We start from the raw sequence: 18,023 nt of genomic DNA, 5'->3' as shown, positions 1-18,023 counted from the left end.
TCCGCTGCGGAGGTAGCAATGCGGTTTGTCAGAACGAAAATTGAAGGTCTTTGGCTCATTGAGCCCGAGCGGTTCGTTGACCAGCGCGGCTCTTTCGCAAGGACGTTCTGCAAGCAAGAATTCTCTGACCACAACCTGGCGACCGACTTCGTTCAGCACAGCATTTCCATATCGACACTCAAACACACGCTGCGTGGACTTCATTTCCAGAAAACACCGCATCAGGAGACCAAACTGGTCTCCTGTGTAAGGGGAACGATCTGGGATGTGGCGGTGGATTTGCGCCGCAGCTCTTCAACCTACCTGCATTGGGTTGCCGCGGTACTCTCGGCCGAGAACGGATTGCAGTTCTATATTCCCGAGGGATTTGCGCACGGTTTCCAGTCGCTTAGCGATGACGTCGCCGTTTCTTACATGATCTCAGCACCATACGTCGCAGATAGTGCCTGTGGCATACGCTATGATGAGCCTGCGATCGGTATCAGCTGGCCGGCGAAGCCATCGGTGATTTCGGAGCGGGATCTGAGCTGGCCCAGATGGGCCATGTCCGACATTTCTACTGTTCTGTGAAGCCCAGGTTCGCAATCAGTCCGACTTCCTGAAGCGCGGCGGCTGCAGCGGCGATTTCCGAAAACGGCATCTTCGATCTTTCCGAAATGTCCAGCAACGAGTTGTGTCCATCGGAGAGATTGAGCACCCATAGATATGCCAGAGTTCGGTCGCTGTTGATCTTGTGTCCTCCGATGACGGAGAAAAGCCCGTACTTGCTCAATTGCGGCTCTCCCTTGGGAGAGAGGTTCAGAGGTGTCCAGTTCCCTTCCAATGCATCGATCATGTCCTTTACCATTCGGAAGGAGGTTCCGAGATGTTCCGGACGAATGAAATCAAGATTGTCAGCTGATGTATGATATTCGGGAAAGGTGCCGAATGCACTTCTCTGCAGAAGGCCCACCGGAAGATCGAAACCTGGCGAGCAGAACTGTCGCTCGTCATAGCCGTAGGGACTGAAGTCCTTGATGGTGAGAGGGATACCCTCATCTCCGCAACGCGTGCAGGCGGCAATGCGATCGATCATCGTATTGCCTCGCCGGCTTCGCTTGTAGTTCGGAACCGCGCCGTCTCCAATGCAGGACAGAACGAGGCCGTGAGCTATATCCGAAAGACGATGTTCGTTATTGGCCAGCCAGGCAAGCGAACCGATGGTTCCCGGCGCGAATATGAAACGATAGCTATAATACGTGCTGGTCGCCTTCATGTACGCGGCGAGGCATGTAAGCAATGCCAGCCCGGAGCAATTGTCGTTTGCGAGCGACGGATGGCAGATGTGTGCATAAAGGAGGACTTCCTTTTTACTCGCCCCCGCGTGAAGATATTCGCCATAGACGAGATGGCCCGGCCGCTTTTTGGTATCGATGACGACGTCGTAGACGTCATCCCGGAGTTTCAGGAACTCCCGGTGCGCCATGCAGAAGCCCCAGGCATCGGTGTAATAGGCGGTTTTATAGGGAATGAGGTCCGGCTGTGCCGGTAAGGTATAGATATGAGTTTTTAGCTCCGCCAACGGCATAACGCGCCGTACCGGAATGCTGTAGCTCATGAGATGGAGGTTGGACGCCGAGAAATCGATGACTTTCCGTCCGCTGGAATCCTTCACATACGCGTCTCTGACAGTCCATTCGTCGGGAATCGTCCAATCGAAAACGCGTGTGCCGCTCGGAACCTCCCGGCACTCGACATCGATATAATCTCGCATGATGCGGATCGTATCCCTGACGCCCTTGCCCGTGATGCTGCGGCATATCGGAAAGAGCCGACAGGCGAGCATGTAGATCGCCTGTCCCATTTCTCTGTCATTCCGGGAAGCCGCGGATGAGCCGAGCGTTTTCCCAACGCTATCCATGTCGGCCTCAGATTCCGGCTGCCGCAATATGGGTGGCGGGTTCCGGCATCCGCCGCGGGCGTCGCAGATTTTCATCGATCTCGTGATCACGGATAAGCTTTTGAATCTGGCCGATGCGCTGATAATGCGGGCCTTCAAACTCGGCGAGCGTGAGGCCGGCGCTCGTATAGGCCTTGTAAAGCTGCGCGGCGCCGGCGGCCGCAGTCCAGGTCGGTTTGAAAGCCGGGAGCGTTCTCTTAATCTTACCGAAATCCACGCGATAGGAGCGGGTATCCGGACTTGCGTCACTTGCATATTGCAGGCGGCATCCGGGAACCGTCATGGCGACGATCTCGGCGATCTCCTTGATCTGATAATTGTGTGCGTCCTGGCCCACATTGAACGCCTGATTGCGGACGTCGTCAGCCGGTGCCTCCAGCGCCGCCAGAAATGCGCGCGATATATCCTCGATATGAACGATCGGACGCCATGGCGTGCCATCGGACTTCAGCAGGATAAGCTTTTCGGTCACGGCCCAAGCCGTCAGATTGTTGAGCACGATATCGAAACGGAGCATGGGAGAAAGCCCGTAGGCGGTCGCCGGCCGCATGTACACGGGGCAGAAGTTGGCGTCGGCAAGGCCTGCGATTTCCTGTTCGGCGAGAACCTTGGAGATGCCATAGGCCGAGACGGGTTTCAGTTCCGCGGTCTCATTGACGAAGCCTTCGCCGGCTGCGCCATAGTTGCTGCAGGACGAAGCAAACAGAAAGCGCTTCACACCGGCTTTCTTGGCGGCGACCGCCGTGCGGACGCTGCCGCGGTAGTTGATTTCGTAGGTTATCTCCGGATTGAGATTACTCAGCGGGTCATTGGAAAGTGCGGCCAGATGGATGACCGCCTCAAACCCTTCGAGGTCGGCTTGTGTTATGTCGCGAACGTCCTTGCACACGCCCGGGACCCTGGGCAACTGCCCTCCGGGAAAGTAGGTGCAGCGATGGTAGAATTCGCTGTCATACCCGTGAACCTCATGGCCCGCCTTCAGCAGCATGGGCACCATGACCGAGCCGATATATCCTCTGTGGCCGGTAACCAGAACTCTCATTGCCGTTTTCCTTCTCAGCAGCTCTTGACGCGGAGAAGCGTATCGCCTCGACAGGCAGTGTTGGACTGAGGAAACCGGTCGCTGCAGGCATGCGATTTGATGATGCAATCCTAGCCACTACGTCTTTCTGACGATCTCAGAGCGGTTGGCGCAGCTGGCGTTGGCTCCGGGTGGTCTGCGACCGGCGATTGTTGGTTGAAGCGCCGGAAGACAACATCGGAGGGTCTCCCGATGAGATATTTCTCGACGCCATGTTCCAGTGCTTTCTTGTAGATGCCGAGCGCCCCATCGATAGCGCCAACCGTTCTTTCTATGTCGTCGTCCATGTGTGTATAGCTGACGACCAGCGACGGGGCGAGAAGACCGCGGCGTATGGTTTCCTGCAGGAAGAGGGAGCGAAAGGCCTGGGAGGCTTTTCCTTCTTCATCAAGGGTCGAATAGGTGAGGCAGGCCGGATGACCGTGGACGCCAAAGTGGTTTGCAAGCCCATGGCCTGCAGCAACCTGGTTGACCGCTGCCCGTAACAGATTTCCCTGGCGGACGAGATGCTCAACGACGGGTTCGTGCCGATAGACATGCATGGTGGCGATAGCCGCCGCCATTGTGTGGGTTTCCGCACCATGGGTCGTCGAAAGCAGAAATACGCGCGGCTTGGAAGTCTGCTCGATACCGCCGCGTTCCATGAATTCCCGCTTTCCGGCAAGCGCGGAAATGGAAAAACCGTTGCCCAGCGCTTTGCCGAAACACGACAAATCCGGAACGATACCATAGGCTTTCTGTGCGCCGCCGGTGTGCCACCGAAAACCGGTGATCATCTCATCAAGAATGAACAAGGTACCGTTTTCGTGACATAGTCTTTTCAGCTCGTGAAGGTAATGGTCCTTCGGATCTTCTCCGCGCGACGCTTCCAGGATGAATGCCGCGATCTGGCCCGGATATCGGCTGAAGAGACTGCGCGCGCTTTCCAGATCGTTGTACTTGAAGCCGACTGTAAGAGACTGAATCGCTTTTGGAATTCCCGCATTCATCTCGGTTGTCCCGATGAACCAGTCATCGACCGAAAAGAATGGGTGATCGCTGCAACGGGCGATGAGATCCCGTCCCGTGACCGCCCTTGCAAGGCGCATGGCCGCTGACGTCGCATCCGAACCATTCTTGCAGAACTTGACCATCTCGGCGGTTGTAATCGTTTCCAGAAATGCGGAGGCGCAATCGATCTCGATCCGGGACGGACGCGTGAAATTGCAGCCTCGTTCCAGTTCCGCTCTGGCCGCATCGACAACGTGGAAATAGGCGTGGCCGAGGCCGACAGCCCTGTTGCCCATTCCGTACTCGATATATTCGTTGCCATCGACATCCCAGACGTGGCAGCCATACCCTTTTTCGATGAAGCCGGGGGAAAGGACGGGATATTGATCATCTCCCTTCGCATAAGTGTGGGCACCGCCAGGTGTGAGCTGGCGTGCCCGCTTGCGAAGGCGATCAGAGTTTTCAAAATTTTGGATCAGGTTTTCCATTTAAGCGGCCCCCGGTTGCGATCTTCGAATGACGATTAATACCGTATCCGGGCTGCACGTTTTCATTCCACCATTTGACGGGCCGGCTCGATCGAAAGGTTTAGGTTATGCATTCATGAACCGGATCGAAAACGATTGAGCGGATTTCATTGGCTACGAAGAGCAAATGAGCTGACAACGCCTCTGTTTTTGAGCCCGTTGCGACAACGAGCCGGTCACAGGAGATTGTTCTCTTCCGAGGGGCAGATGGCGTGCGACCGGCGCATACCCGTCAATTATGCGGGGGTGAACCACCAAGATCTATCGAGGCGAGCACGCCTCAGACGAGGATCGACCGCGCCTCCTTGATAGAGAAGCCAGAATAGGGATTTCTACTTAAACAAATCGGATATCTTGAAAATGATCTCCGTCCTGTTTCTGGCATGCAGCTTTTTCATGATATTCCGGATGTGGACCTTGACCGTGCTTTCGCGGAGATTGAGCTCATAGGCAATGATCTTATTGGGCTTTCCGCGTGTCAGTGCGTCGATCACATCGGCTTCACGTTGTGTGAACATGGCTGTCCGGCGCCGCTCCTTGTCCTCGGCTACAACGAGCAACTGACGAAGGTCATCCGGGTTTTCCACCGAGATAAACTTACCTCCCGCCAGAGCCAGTGAAATGGCGCCGACGCAAACATTCAACCCGATCGCCGAGGAGATGTATCCTCGGACACCGGCTTCAAAAGCCCGGAGAATTTGCCGGAGGTCACGATTTTCCGCCAGAATGACAATAGGTAGTTCCGGAAATTCCGAAATAAGGCGTTTGAGATCATTTATAAAGAGATCGTCGCAGACGTCGTTCCGGCCGATATTGATCAAAATGCCGGCGTGCCGGGATTCTGCGGTGTTCCTCCACATATCGAGCGACGAGAACAGTTCCACATCCATCCCGAGCCCATGAGCAATCAGACTTTGAGCCAGGCATTCACGGTCTAGCGCTCGATCATCGATAATCGCCAGTTTAGGTGTCTCTGTGTCGGGCATTTCGGAGCCGCGCATCGAATTGGCGACCACCCTAAATCGCGCCGCGTTCGGCATATAGCCATAAGTAGGGATTGCTGTTGCCACTTTTTTCCCCCTTCCAACCCTTATTTCCAGCGAAAGTGCTGGATTCAAGTAAATCTTCGGCTTCACATAATTGTGATCCCGTTGAATTTTTTATTATATTTTAACTCTATTAAATAAAAACTTGCAAATGTAAACACAATACTTTCGTTGAGGTGATTTTTCCGATGTTTGCTTAGAGCTGAGGCGCTACGCGATGCTTCCGACTTGGTGCACAACGTGCCCAGGCACTCTCTCATGGCAGTAAGCTACAATGGAGCGACGCAAGTGGAAAAGCATCGGAAAATACCTAATTCTTCGTATACCTTCATTAATACGACAAAAATCGGGGGCGCGGAATTGCATCAAAATAGGTAAGAAAACGTGAAAAATTACTGGCTTGATCCCCTGCTTAATTATTTGGGCAATGCCCTACAACTTAAGGGTATATCCCTTTCGGGGGCGTATCTAGGTAATATATCGAAACCGAAACTATATAGAAACCTGGCCGAGCCGCTCGATTTCATCGGAAACCGCGGCTGAACGGAAGAGCCTGAAACAATCCAGGATGGCGTCTTTTACCATCGGAGTTGGTCATCACCGAACCCGCTAGTGACAACATGATCTCGAAACCTAAGGAATGCTCGCCGAGCCGATGAAGTCCTCTCACTTCGTCGAGGGACAAGCAACTGGCACCGGCGGTCCTTCATCAAAACAGCAGGCGGGAAGTAAGTATGGTGAAACGCCGCTTCAGTCGAAGAAGAAAGGCGCGGCGATCCGGCAGAGATTCGGACGAACCGTTACATGGCCTCGCGTCGAACCCGATAACCGGCTTCAAGGTGGTTGGCATAGGCGCATCCTCGGGAGGGCTGAATGCGGTCAGCTCGCTTTTGAAAGCCTTGCCCTACCGGACCGAATGCGCATTCATGCTTGTGCAGCATCTCGATGCGGCTCACCGAGGCATGTTGGCCGAATTGCTGTCGGCTGAGACTTCATTGAAGGTGCTCCAAGCAACGGATGGCATCGTCATCAAACCCGAGCATCTCTATATCATTTCGCCGGAACTCTACATGGAGGCGGAAGCGGGCAGGCTTCATCTCGCCCCGCCTCCTACCCAGGGCGATGCGCGGTTATCATTTGATTTCCTGTTATATTCCCTGGCGCGCGAATATGGTGCCCGCGCGGTTGCAGTCATCTTGTCCGGTACCGGGGCTGATGGCTCTGCTGCGGTCGCCTCAATAACGGATGCCGGCGGCCTCGTCGTCGTACAGGATCCGCAAGAGGCCGAGTTCGACGGTATGCCGCGCAATGCGATCAGGTCGGCTACAGATCCGGTCATCCTGCCTGTTGCAAGGATGCCGGAAGCAATCCTCAACCGGACACCTGTGGCTCCAGCAAACCTCCGCGCTCGATTGGCGACCCGTCCCGAGCGCACATTCCCACCCTCCGGAAAAGGTTCCCTGGCTGAATCCGTCTCTCGGGTCTTGCTTGATCGTTATGCTCCGGCGGCGCTTCTTATCGATCGGCGACATGAATGCCTCTATTCGACCGGCTTACTGGCTAAATTCCTCAATGTCGCGCCGGGGTCCGCATCTCACAATCTTTTCGCCATAACCCCCAAGAGACTTCATAGAAAACTCAGATCTGCGATCCAACACGCGACGGAAGACCGAAAGCCTTTCGTCGCAACAGGAGCAATGATCGAAAACAACGGCGACAAGATTCATTTCAGCATTCACATCGAGCCACTGATCGACCACGGGGAACACTATTTTCTGGTTTGCTTCGTCGAGGATATTTCTCCGGACCATGGGATGGAGCGGCCGCAGGGCGCACGTGCAGATGATGCTCGCGTTGCGGAGCTTGTGGCCGAGCTGGAGGAGACGCGGGCCGAATTGCAGGCCGCCATCCGGAACCTGCAGACCGCAGGCGAGGAGCAGCAGATCATCAATGCAGAAGCTCTCTCTCTCAATGAGGAATACCAGGCGGCAAACGAAGAGCTCGTAACCTCCCAAAAGGAATTGCAGTCTTCGAACCAGGGGCTGGCGTCTGTCAACAATCAGCTCCGGGAGGCTTTGGAGAGCCAGCGGGCAATCTCGAAGGATCTCGAGAATATTCTCAACAGTACAGACATTGCTACGCTGTATCTCGATACCGAATTGAATATCCGCTTTTTTACGCCTGCAACCCGGTCTCTGTTCAACATAATATCTTCCGATGTTGGGCGGCCGCTTTCCGACTTCACGACATTGACGGATGATGGGACGTTGCAGGCTGATGCGCTCGACGTCCTGAAAAGTGAGGGGGCAGTCGAAAGAGAGATCAGTGCGCGCGACGACCGCTGGTACATCCGCCGGATAAGGCCCTACCGAACCCAGGAAGGCCGGATCGAGGGGGGTGTGGTTATCTTCATCGATGTGAGCATTCAGAAGCAGATCCTGCAGGATAGAGAGGCGGCGAAGAGATCCGCGGAGCTCGCCACTCAAGCAAAATCTCACTTTCTGGCTGCCGCCAGTCATGATCTTCGTCAGCCTCTGCAGACGCTGAAACTCCTCCAGGGGCTGTTGGAGAAAATGGTCAAAGACGAGCAGCCGCGAACACTTGTACTGAGGATGGAAGAGACGCTCGCCTCGATGTCGGGCATTCTCAATACGGTTCTCGACATCAATCAGATCGAAGCCGGCATGGTGCAGCCGAAGTTTGAGAGCTTTGCAATCACCAATCTCCTGGTTCGGATGCAGAAGGAGTTCTTCTACCCCGCGCGTGCAAAAGGACTCGAACTGCGGGTTGTCCCTTGCGGGCTGGCGGTACGCACGGATCCACGTCTGTTGGAGCAAATCCTCCGCAATCTCATGTCGAATGCGCTCAAATACACGCTGAGCGGAAAGATCCTTCTCGGATGTCGTCGGCATGGCAGCAAACTTCGGCTTGAAGTCTGGGACACCGGCATAGGGATTCCCGAAAATCAGATCGAAAAGATCTTCAACGAATACCATCAGCTCGACATGCCCATTCGGGGCAGAGACCGTGGTCTGGGGTTAGGCCTTTCAATCGTTAAGCGTCTGAGCGATCTGCTCGGATCGAAGATTTCAATACGGTCACAGCTTCAGAAGGGATCGGTTTTCTCGATCGAGATCGATCGCGCTGCTATCGACCAACCCCTGGTGGCGTTGCCCTCGTTGGAACTTCGGACGGAAAGGCCTCAAAACTCTCCAGTGGCATCAATCCTTATCATAGAGGATGAGGATGCAATGCGAGACTTGTTGAGAATGGGGTTGGAGCAGGCCGGGCATACCGTCGCGACCGCAACTAACGCTTTCGAGGCGGTAACCCTTGTCAAGCAGGGACGCTTCATACCGACCTTTGTCCTGGCAGATTACAATATCTCGTCGGCAATGGACGGCCTCGCGACGATTGAGAACATACGCAATATCCTCGGGCGTCGGATTCCCGGATTGATACTGACAGGCAACATATCGAGCAACGCACTCAAAAAATATGCCCAGCACGATATCCCGCACCTGAACAAACCGGTGAAGCTGAGGGAGGTCATTCAGGCGGTCGATGACCTTCTTGCGCATTCCGACAAGGGGAATGCAACAGACGATAGTCATGCCGCGAGGTCGGACGCCGCTCTCAGTCCACTGATCGAGGTGATCGACGATGAGCTAGGCGTTCGGGAGAGTATACGCACCCTCTTCGAGGGGATGGGCTGGGCAGTCCTGACTTACGCCAGTGCAGAAGAGTTCCTGGCCGGCTACGATCCGGACCGACCGGGCTGCCTTGTGCTGGATGCCTATCTGCTCGGCATGAGCGGGCTTGAACTGTTGCGCATATTAAAGGAAAGACAGCATCGTTTTCCCGTCATTGTCATCACCGGTCACAGCGATGTGCGCATGGCCGTCGATGCGATGAAGCACGGGGCGGCGGACTTCATTGAGAAACCTTTTTCCCTTGAGGATATTCAACGGAGCGTCACAACGGCGCTCGAACAGGTGCGCGATACAAATGACCGTTCCGGCCGCCGTGACGCGGCCCGTACCAAGCTCGCTGCCTTGACGCGGAGGCAGCGGCAGATCCTGGACAGAATTATCCTCGGACAGCCGAACAAGATCATCGCTGCAGAGCTGGGATTGAGTCAGCGGACTGTTGAAAACCATCGGGCTTCCATCATGCGCAGAACAGGCTCGTCCTCTTTTCCCGCCTTGCTGCGGCTTGTGGTTATGGCAGAGGAATAGTGTCGGGCCGCATGCATCAATGAAAGCGGCGTCTGAAAATTTCCGGCCATCCTGAAAGAAGAAATCTTATGCGGCGACCGGCGTCGGGCCGATGCAGGAGATAGCCGACAGGTGGCAGAAAAGCCTTAAGTGGTGAGATGCGAAAAGCCTGCCTCAACAATTTGAAAGCCTCGATATCTCCCCGGAGAAGGTGAGAGATGCCGGACCAGTAGGCTCGGTTTGCAATACCCCGCCGGGCCAGCTGCCGCATTGCGTCACTGCCCACCATGTTCTTTCCTTCATGGCTGAAGAAGCTCTCGGCAGCTGCGGCCGTATGAAGGATGTGCTGTATCTGGCGCGACGCAAATGCCTTGGAGCGGTTGTTCGCATGTGACCGAATACCGGCCTGGACACATCCAATCTCGGCTACTGAGCCATGCAACGCCAGCCGCAGCCAGATTTCATAGTCGTCGCTGTGGGGTAAGTCAGTGCGATAATGGCCGACGCGCTTCTGGATGCTCGTCCTTACGACGACAGATGATCCGGGTATCTGGAACACTCCCATCCTGCAGAAGCGTTCGATGAAGGCTCGACCTTCGTGAAGTTCGAACGGCGTTGGATAGGGTTGAGCTGGAATCCGGGGAATTGGCGCGTCGTCTTCAACAGCGACGTCCAGTCCATAGCAGAATGCGATCGACGTGTTGCGCTCCATGAGGTCGACCGCGCGCTTTAGAGCTCCGGGGACGAGAAAGTCATCGGAGAACAGCAGCAGGAAATAGTCGCCCTGGGCCCAGTCCACGCCCTGATTGAAGGAGGCATGCGTTCCCAGGTTTTCCTGGCGGAGAATAAGCTCGACACGGTTGTCGTGGGCGAGCGATCGTGCGATCTCCGCGCTGTCGTCCGTCGATGCATTGTCGATAATCAGGACGCGGACCTGGACCTCTTCCTGATTCAGGATGCTTTCCACGCAGGTGCGCAGGTATCTTCCGTAATTATAGTTGGGTACGACGACGTCAACGGTCCTCATCTGTCTATGCTCTCAAGGCCGGAAAGTGTCGGCGCAGCCACGGCGCTGCGTTTGACAGCGTACGCAGGATCAACCGAATTTCCGTCAGAAATGGATGATTTGCGACAATCACGCCCGGGAGCCACCCTGCAGCGGCGGTCAAAAGCATCAGCCCGAAATGCAGGAAGTTCATCTGAAGGTTCCACCCGTTGAAGGCAAGAAACGCCAGCGGTCCCATCAGGGAAAAAAAGGTGACGACGACGCTTGGAAGAATTGCCGCCATCAGTTCCGCGAATGTAAATCCCAGGTGTTTCCTGGCAAAATATAGAGAGATCAGCATCTGTGCGGGTAGCGAGATGAATTGGCTTGCTGCCATGGCCGTGATGCCATAGGTGCTGGCCCCGCAGAGCAGGACCAATGCCAGGCAACGGCACAGGAAACCGGAGAGAAACGCGTCACGGTTGTGCCCGAGTGCAAGCAGCAGCGGATTGGTGACAACGACTGCGAACCAGAAAACTGCCGCAAGCGAAAGAAGTCGAACGAGCAGAATTGCATCACCCCATTGAGGCCCGAGAATGAGATCGACGATGGGGGTGGCTGTCAGTGCGATGAGAAGTACGCCCGGCCAATAGAGTCCTGACAGATAGCTGAGCGTATTGAGGTAGGCCTTCTTGATGTTTCCGCCCCCTCGTACGCTGGCAGCCAGAGCCGGAAAGGCCATCGCATAGAAGGCCGACATGACGATCCTGTCGGGAATTCCGCACAAGGTGTTGGCTCGATTGTAAAGACCGACAGAGGACATCGATATGATCTTGCCGAGGATCAGCTGCGGAACAGTTTCATAGATGCGATCGACTGCCTGAGAAGCTCCCTTGAAACGCCCGAACGCAGCCACCGTCCGCCAGGATTCCAAACTCGGCCGGCATATAAGGACGAGAGAATGGGGAGAGACAAAAGCAGACAAGCCGGCGAGCGTGATTGCGCCGGCGAGCGTAGCCCATGCATAACTGATATAACCGAAACCGAGAAATCCCAGCAGGATCGTCGACGAAGCGGAAACGAGCAGGGCGGCACTGCGGATTTTGGCGAGCACGCCAAACGCCATATTACGCCGCAGGGTTGCGACAATCGGCTGCGAAACCACGTCGGCGAAGGCCGACATCATGATAAGAAACAGAAATAGCGGCAGTTCGGGTGAATCATAAAACTGCGCGATCTCGTTTGAGATGATCAGGATTCCAACAGTGATCAACACGGTGAGCACAAAGAGCATCGTAAAGGAGGTTCGGAGATCCTTTTCCTCGATCTGCGGCCTTTGAATGAGAAATTCCGGCGTCACGAATTCTCGCAGCGACAGGGCGATCGCGCCAATACCAATACCCGTCACCGCGTGCCCGATGGCATCAGGCGTCAACAATCGTGCCATCGCGGCCACGACTGTGATGTTGATAGCCAGGCTCAGATACTGCTCTATCGACGACATAATGAACGCGCGGCGAGGGGTACTCATGTGCCGCTCCGAAATCCGGTGAACCTTGCGATCCAATGGAGATAGTCGGTTCTTTTCCTGTGCCGATACATTTTAAAGACCCCCGGGGCTACTCAAGGATTGGGCATGCGTCATTCCAGATGTTGTTTTGTACTCACGTCAGACCGGAGGCGCTGAAAGCAACTGCTTGCCCAAAATCTGCTGCTGCTCGAGAAGCTGACTTTGGAAACGCTCATTTACGAGGCTGATCTGGTGTTTGATGGCTTCTCGATTATCGAGCATCTCCAGAAACAGGTTCTGAAGTCCGTCCACGTCGAATGCTTCTATATGCCGACAAAATTGCTGCTGGCCGAAATCCCGCATCAGATCATCATTCTTCCTCGCATATCCGAGCGATATCGTCGGCCGGCCAAGCTTCAATGCGCAGACGAGATTGTGATACCGCGAGACGACCGCCAGATCGACGGTTGAGATCCGCTTCATCAGGTCGTGGAGTGATCCTCCTCCCGAAGCGATCTCGACCCGAGCCCAGTCCGCTTTTGCGACCGTGTTTGCGAGGATGTCGACAATATCGTCGCACGCGCGCTGGTCGGTGACGTCCCCCATAAACAGATTGACACGGTATCCTTCCGCGACAAGCCAATTCGTGAAAGCGGAGATCTTGCGGATGTAGTTTTCATAGATCGCGTCGGCATGAGACTCGCCGGGCTGCCATCCGCGATAACGCATGATGCCGACTCCAACGCACAAACCTTCACCGGCCGACTTTTCAGGGCCGCATGCGGGAAGTGGAAGGCTGAAGGCAATGTCCGGGTAGCGGTGATCGCGGGAAACGTCGACACCGAGTGACCGCATATATTCCAAAGAGTAATCGTCGCGATATGACCGGTATGAGGCCATCTTTGCCGCAGACACAAGAAACCATCGGCTGAGGCGGCCCTTTATCGGTCCCGCACCGATGCTGACGAAAGCGATCTCAGTTCGGCATAGCCGGGCGACGAGGCACCAGCAGAAGATCACGAACGGCCAGCCAAACGCTTTCTCCTGGAAATCATCGAGGATCCCGGTTCCTGGGATGATCATCAAATCAAACCCGTTCAGTTGTGCAATCGCGATGCCGAGCAACGCCAGCCGACGGGGCAGTTTCAGGAGGAGCCTGTCCAGCCTTCTGGCCCATGGAGCGGAAAGGGCGGGGCCGCCAACGCTCATACACCGTATATTATAACGTGCTTCAATGACGGCCGGGTTGGAGCAGATACATAAAAATTCAGCGTCAGGCCGCAACTTGCGCAAATAGATGAGCATCGCCTCCAATGACCCGTCATTGCCGGAGTTGCCGGATCCGAATTGCCCGAGCAGGCTGATCTTCATCTGGTCTTCCATGAGCGCGAGACTGCAGCCGGTGATACCGTCGCTTCTAAAGACACTGATATCGGCTCGACGAGTGCCTACACACATCGTAATTCGGCTGGAATCATCCCCCAAACGAATACCTGCTCTTGCAGCCATCCTTCTAAGGACGATGCGACTTAACCCAGCATTCGACTACCTCCAGACAGTCGGGGCCCTAGTATCCTCGAACTGAGCGGAAACGGTGCTTTCGATCATCCGGATGGATCGACCGTCGCTTCGCCTGCGATGAGAGAGGCCGTAGATGAAGCTTGCTTATTTCGTGCTTCCGCATGTCGGCGGAACCTATTCCGTTTTTAAACATCTGCGGGCTGGTCTGGCGGTATACGGGATCGATGTTCGGTGGTTCGGTACGTGCCGGCACGGATATGAGCTGCCGGCCGCGATGCGAGAGGAAGGCCCACTTGGATTGTTGCTGGAAATGCCAGCTTCTCTCACGGAAGGCGCCTGTGCCAAGCGAATGGCGGAAGCCATCGAAAGCGAGGGGTTTGACGGAGTCGTCATCAATGTCCTCGGCGACAGGCTGCAGACGAATATCGCCCGATACCTGCCGGAACACATCCTGCGCATTCTGGTCGTCCACAGCATCACCCCGGGCACCTATGCTGCCGCAAGGTCGATCCGCGATTTCGCGCATGCAACGATCGGCGTATCGGAGCGATGCCGCACCGACTTGGTTGAACGTCACGGCTTTCCGGCCGACCGAACCTACGCAATTCCGAATGCGGTCGATACGGCCGCCTTTCGCGAGCAGGAGGGCCGTCGTGTGCGTGCTGGACCGGAATTGCGTGCTCTCTTTGTCGGACGGATCGAAGATACATCCAAAGGCGTCCTGTGGCTCCGTGAGATTCTCGATGGGTTGCCGGAGACGGTATCCCTGACGGTGGTCGGTGACGGACCAGATATGCCGAAGCTCAAGCGACGTCTTGCCGGGCATGCGGATCGCGTGCGCTATACCGGAACGATGCCGCTTGCTCTGATTCCGTTGGCGATGGCGGAACATGACGTTCTCATCATGCCCTCCCGTTTCGAAGGCTTCGGACTGACTTTGATCGAAGCAATGGCGGGAGGATGCGTCCCGGTCGTGTCCCATATCCGAGGTGTCACGGATACGATCGTCGAGAATGGCAAGAACGGTATGCTTTTTCCCGTCGGAGACTATACCGCGGCTGCGAATGCCGTAACACGCCTCCATCAAGATCGCGATCTGCTTGAGCGCATGTCGTTTTCGGCGCGCGCAATAGTCCCGGAGCGTTATAGCATCGAAAGAATGGCGGATCGCTATTACGACGTCATAAGCTCGGCGATGACCGGCTGGCCGAAGCTGTCGCCTGTGCTGGATATTGACGGCTGGTCGATCCCTCCCGGACTGCGGCCAGGGTTGCGCACTTATATCCCCCTGCCGATCAAGAATTGGCTGCGTGTCGTACGTGAGCGGCTGTGATACAATGAAACGCCATCTCCTATCCTCCGGGCGCCGCCTTCAGAAAAGACCGGCGAACGACGGCCGAATGCGCTCCTTGATAAGGATGTCCATCAGCTCCTGTCTGCTGTTCATGCTCACGTCTTCCTCCTTTGCCGAGGGGGTCGAATTTCCGCTGCGAACGGCACAGGGTCGTCATTATCTGGAAGACAGCCAGGGCCGGCCATTTCTTATCTCGGGTGACAGCGCTTGGTCGCTGATTGCGGATCTCTCCCTGAACGACGCGGAATTCTATCTCGATACGCGAAAGCGGCAGGGCTTCAACACCGTCCTGGCATCACTGATCGAGCACAGGTTCGCGCATAATGCGCCGGCAAATTTTTACGGTGAAGCGCCATTTCTCGGCCCCGCCTTCGAAGTGCCGAACGAGGCCTATTTCCGAAGGGCCGAGATGGTCATCCAGGCCGCCGCCGACAGAAATCTCCTCGTCCTCCTGTGCCCGGCCTATCTCGGGGCCGGCGGCGGGCCGGACGGCTGGTATCTGGAAATGGTTGCCGCAGGGCCGGAGAAGTTGAAAGCCTACGGGCGGTACATCGCCCGCCGCTTCACCAAGTTTTCAAATATCGTTTGGGTACAGGGCGGTGATTACGATCCCGCCGACAAAGCTCTGGTGACGGCGATAGCCGAAGGGATAACCGATGTCGCTCCCGATGCGCTTCAGACCATTCACGCCAATCGCGACACGGTCAGCAGCGTCTATTGGCAAGGGGCGGATTGGCTCGATATCGATACTGTCTACACATACGACGATGTCGCCGAGGCAGTTTCCGCACGCCATCGATCCGGGCCTCGGAGGCCTTTCTTCTTTATGGAGGGAAAGTACGAGGGGGAGCATGGCGTTGACGAGCGTGAAGTCCGTTTGATTGCCTACAGCGCACTCCTTTCAGGCGCTGGCGGCCAGATGTTCGGGAACAATCCCGTTTGGCATTTTTCCGGCCCCGGTCTCTACGGCTCCTCGGAAACCTGGCAGCAGGCGATTTCGAGCCGTGGTGCTGAAAGCCTGAAGCATCTCAATACATTCTTCGACGGACTGGAATGGTGGAAGCTGACGCCGGATCAGGGTTCCTTGCTAAAAGGCGCGGAAGGCATGGGCCACCGCAAGATATCGGCGGCGCGCAGCGTGGATGGCTCCTTTGCCGTGATCTACGTCAGCGACGCCACCACGTTGACGATCGATCTCGGCAGCCTGGCGAGAGGTGACAAGCTACTTCGATGGTATGATCCATCCAGCGGTGTTTTCATAGAGGGTGATGAGCGGCTTGGCGCGGATGGCGTGAAAGAAATCGCCGTCCCCGGGATGCCAAACGATTCCGGCTTCCACGACTGGGTGGCTGTCTTGTCTGACGACGAGGACGTCGCTCGTCCTGCTCAGCATTTGATGCAAACACCTCCAAAATCTCTCGCGGACTAGGTGCCAGGGGGGCGCCAGAAGCTCGCTCGCCTACGCCTTTCGAGACTGGCACCGCCATAGGGGTTAGAGGGGTAGGTATCCGCGGCAATACCACCTTCCTATGTCGGAGAGCTTTGCTCCCTTTGCTCGCGTACCGCCCTCTGCCGAGGTTTTTTAGAATCATGTCGAAGGTCGGCGTAATCGCTCGACCAAAGCTTACGCTCCTCCGTGGCAAGGGAATTCGAGATGTCCGGACTATTTGTCAATACGATCGCAACATTCATCCTGAGCGTCTCATTGATCGTTGGTCTGCGCCGTCTGGCCGTGGCCTTTCAGCTTGTCGATCGCCCGGATACCGTCAGGAAGCGCCATAGCGGTGCCATTCCGCTTTGCGGGGGGATCGCCGTATTCTCCGCCTTCGCCATTGCCACCTTCTTCGGAGGAAGGCCCGATCTACTCGGATTGAATTTCTGGCTGGGACTGCTGATCATCACGTTCATTGGTGTCGTTGACGACCGCCTGCCGCTTCCCGCCATCGGCCGTCTCGTTCTGCAGCTGTCGATAGCGGTTGCCCTCGTTGGCGGTACCGATATCGGTTCATTATCGGTGGGGGCTCTGCTTTCCGAAGATACCGCACTGTTCCTGCCATTCTTTTTCTTTATTGGCGTTCTGTTCGTCGCAGGGCTTGTGAATTCGTGGAACATGCTCGACGGGGTCGATGGGCTTGCGGGTGGCGTGGCGGCTGTTTCCCTGATCTGGTTGATCGTCATCGCCGGATCGGCAGAAATGACGGAGTTCATTGCGTCGATCGAGACGCTTTTGATCTGCCTCTGCGCGTTCCTGGTGTTTAACATGAGAAGCCCCTGGCGCATGCGTGCCAGCGTGTTCCTCGGCGATGCGGGCAGTACGGCTCTCGGCGCGACAATCGCCTATGTCATCCTTCTACTGGCGACCAGAAGCAGTGCGGTTTCCTTTCCCGCATTGTTGTGGGTCGTGATCGTTCCGATCGTCGATACGCTGAGCCTGATCGCTCGCCGGCTGCTTGCCCATCGCAGTCCGATGTCGGCCGATCGCTGGCATCTCCATCATCTGCTGCTCGACCATGGCCTGGGTCATGCTGCGACAACCAACACCGTGATATTGGCGTCGGCGATCTGCGGCGGGATCGGCTATGCAGGAATTCGGGCAGATGTGCCTGGCGAGATCATGGCAATCGGGCTCATCGTGCCGATTGCCATTCACACGATGTTCGTTCTTGCCGCAAGTGGCTACCGAGTCAAAGTGCAGCCCGACGGAAACGGGGCGGGATTGCGATCAAGCAGAACGGACGTGCTCGGCGGCGCCACGAGCAGTATGGTTTTCAAGGGGGCGGCAAAGCCGGTCTTGAAAGATGAGTGATTGTTCCTCGGTGACGCTGCACCTTCGGCCGAAACCTGCCGGGACAT

General features: G+C 56.0%; 12 protein-coding genes. 5 read left to right on the top strand and 7 right to left on the bottom strand.

All coding sequences use genetic code 11. The annotated features are described in order from the left end of the window. Positions 1-18: 18 nt before the first annotated feature. On the top strand, positions 19-570 hold the full coding sequence (gene rfbC, locus ABK249_RS25585) for a dTDP-4-dehydrorhamnose 3,5-epimerase (protein ID WP_348864408.1): 552 nt from the start codon (positions 19-21) through the stop codon (positions 568-570). On the opposite strand, the gene ABK249_RS25580 is transcribed toward rfbC, so the two are convergent. The 4 genes from ABK249_RS25580 to ABK249_RS25565 all read right to left on the bottom strand — a co-directional run bounded on the left by ABK249_RS25580 (position 557) and on the right by ABK249_RS25565 (position 5,673). Beyond that, positions 557-1,900, bottom strand: coding sequence for a DUF4910 domain-containing protein (locus ABK249_RS25580; RefSeq protein ID WP_415926484.1), 1,344 nt, complete (start codon positions 1,898-1,900; stop codon positions 557-559). The two genes, rfbC and ABK249_RS25580, sit on opposite strands and share 14 nt — an antisense overlap. 7 nt (positions 1,901-1,907) lie before the next feature. Beyond that, complete coding sequence (locus tag ABK249_RS25575; RefSeq protein ID WP_227705862.1) at positions 1,908-2,981, bottom strand: NAD-dependent epimerase/dehydratase family protein; 1,074 nt, start codon at positions 2,979-2,981, stop codon at positions 1,908-1,910. Positions 2,982-3,091: 110 nt separating this feature from the next. Continuing rightward, positions 3,092-4,498 carry a glutamate-1-semialdehyde 2,1-aminomutase gene (locus ABK249_RS25570; RefSeq protein WP_348864406.1) on the bottom strand — a complete coding sequence of 469 codons (1,407 nt, stop codon included), beginning with the start codon at positions 4,496-4,498 and terminating at the stop codon, positions 3,092-3,094. Between the two features lie 371 nt (positions 4,499-4,869). Then, positions 4,870-5,673, bottom strand: coding sequence for a response regulator transcription factor (locus ABK249_RS25565; RefSeq protein WP_348864405.1), 804 nt, complete (start codon positions 5,671-5,673; stop codon positions 4,870-4,872). A 644-nt stretch (positions 5,674-6,317) separates the two neighbouring features. On the opposite strand from ABK249_RS25565, the gene ABK249_RS25560 reads away from it, so the two are divergent. Beyond that, positions 6,318-9,821 carry a chemotaxis protein CheB gene (locus ABK249_RS25560; protein ID WP_348864404.1) on the top strand — a complete coding sequence of 1,168 codons (3,504 nt, stop codon included), beginning with the start codon at positions 6,318-6,320 and terminating at the stop codon, positions 9,819-9,821. A 16-nt stretch (positions 9,822-9,837) separates the two neighbouring features. Here ABK249_RS25560 and ABK249_RS25555 read toward each other — a convergent pair whose 3' ends face one another. From ABK249_RS25555 to ABK249_RS25545, 3 genes are all read right to left on the bottom strand, one after another. Then, complete coding sequence (locus tag ABK249_RS25555) at positions 9,838-10,827, bottom strand: glycosyltransferase (RefSeq protein ID WP_227705866.1); 990 nt, start codon at positions 10,825-10,827, stop codon at positions 9,838-9,840. Positions 10,828-10,831: 4 nt separating this feature from the next. Next, complete coding sequence (locus tag ABK249_RS25550) at positions 10,832-12,352, bottom strand: oligosaccharide flippase family protein (RefSeq protein WP_081952651.1); 1,521 nt, start codon at positions 12,350-12,352, stop codon at positions 10,832-10,834. 102 nt (positions 12,353-12,454) lie between these two features. Then, a complete protein-coding gene (locus ABK249_RS25545) occupies positions 12,455-13,666 on the bottom strand; it encodes a polysaccharide pyruvyl transferase family protein (protein WP_348864403.1) in 1,212 nt (403 codons plus the stop codon). Between the two features lie 283 nt (positions 13,667-13,949). Here ABK249_RS25545 and ABK249_RS25540 point away from each other — a divergent pair, with 283 nt between their 5' ends. The 3 genes from ABK249_RS25540 (at position 13,950) to ABK249_RS25530 (ending at position 17,976) form a co-directional block, all read left to right on the top strand. After that, positions 13,950-15,149, top strand: coding sequence for a glycosyltransferase family 4 protein (locus ABK249_RS25540; RefSeq protein WP_348864402.1), 1,200 nt, complete (start codon positions 13,950-13,952; stop codon positions 15,147-15,149). Further along, the gene (locus tag ABK249_RS25535; RefSeq protein WP_348864401.1) at positions 15,049-16,599 is read left to right on the top strand and encodes a glycoside hydrolase family 140 protein; all 1,551 of its coding nucleotides are present in this window, start codon (positions 15,049-15,051) and stop codon (positions 16,597-16,599) included. Before ABK249_RS25540 ends, ABK249_RS25535 begins: the two co-directional genes overlap by 101 nt. A gap of 225 nt (positions 16,600-16,824) precedes the next feature. Then, positions 16,825-17,976 (top strand): MraY family glycosyltransferase, encoded by a 1,152-nt coding sequence (locus ABK249_RS25530; RefSeq protein ID WP_348864400.1) that lies wholly within the window; start codon positions 16,825-16,827, stop codon positions 17,974-17,976. Positions 17,977-18,023 lie beyond the last annotated feature (47 nt).

Origin of the sequence: Neorhizobium phenanthreniclasticum, assembly GCF_040066075.1 — a bacterium.
Classification (GTDB): domain Bacteria; phylum Pseudomonadota; class Alphaproteobacteria; order Rhizobiales; family Rhizobiaceae; genus Neorhizobium; species Neorhizobium petrolearium.
This window is presented reverse-complemented; position numbering and strand designations above follow the sequence as displayed.

What these genes read in the sequence shown, in the direction of transcription:
- ABK249_RS25530 (WP_348864400.1), top strand. Translation starts at nt 16,825, where the DNA reads ATGTCCGGACTATTTGTCAATACGATCGCAACATTCATCCTGAGCGTC.
- ABK249_RS25580 (WP_415926484.1), bottom strand. Translation starts at nt 1,900, where the DNA reads ATGGATAGCGTTGGGAAAACGCTCGGCTCATCCGCGGCTTCCCGGAAT.
- ABK249_RS25545 (WP_348864403.1), bottom strand. Translation starts at nt 13,666, where the DNA reads ATGAAGATCAGCCTGCTCGGGCAATTCGGATCCGGCAACTCCGGCAAT.
- ABK249_RS25555 (WP_227705866.1), bottom strand. Translation starts at nt 10,827, where the DNA reads ATGAGGACCGTTGACGTCGTCGTACCCAACTATAATTACGGAAGATAC.
- ABK249_RS25575 (WP_227705862.1), bottom strand. Translation starts at nt 2,981, where the DNA reads ATGAGAGTTCTGGTTACCGGCCACAGAGGATATATCGGCTCGGTCATG.
- ABK249_RS25560 (WP_348864404.1), top strand. Translation starts at nt 6,318, where the DNA reads ATGGTGAAACGCCGCTTCAGTCGAAGAAGAAAGGCGCGGCGATCCGGC.
- ABK249_RS25570 (WP_348864406.1), bottom strand. Translation starts at nt 4,498, where the DNA reads ATGGAAAACCTGATCCAAAATTTTGAAAACTCTGATCGCCTTCGCAAG.
- rfbC (WP_348864408.1), top strand. Translation starts at nt 19, where the DNA reads ATGCGGTTTGTCAGAACGAAAATTGAAGGTCTTTGGCTCATTGAGCCC.
- ABK249_RS25540 (WP_348864402.1), top strand. Translation starts at nt 13,950, where the DNA reads ATGAAGCTTGCTTATTTCGTGCTTCCGCATGTCGGCGGAACCTATTCC.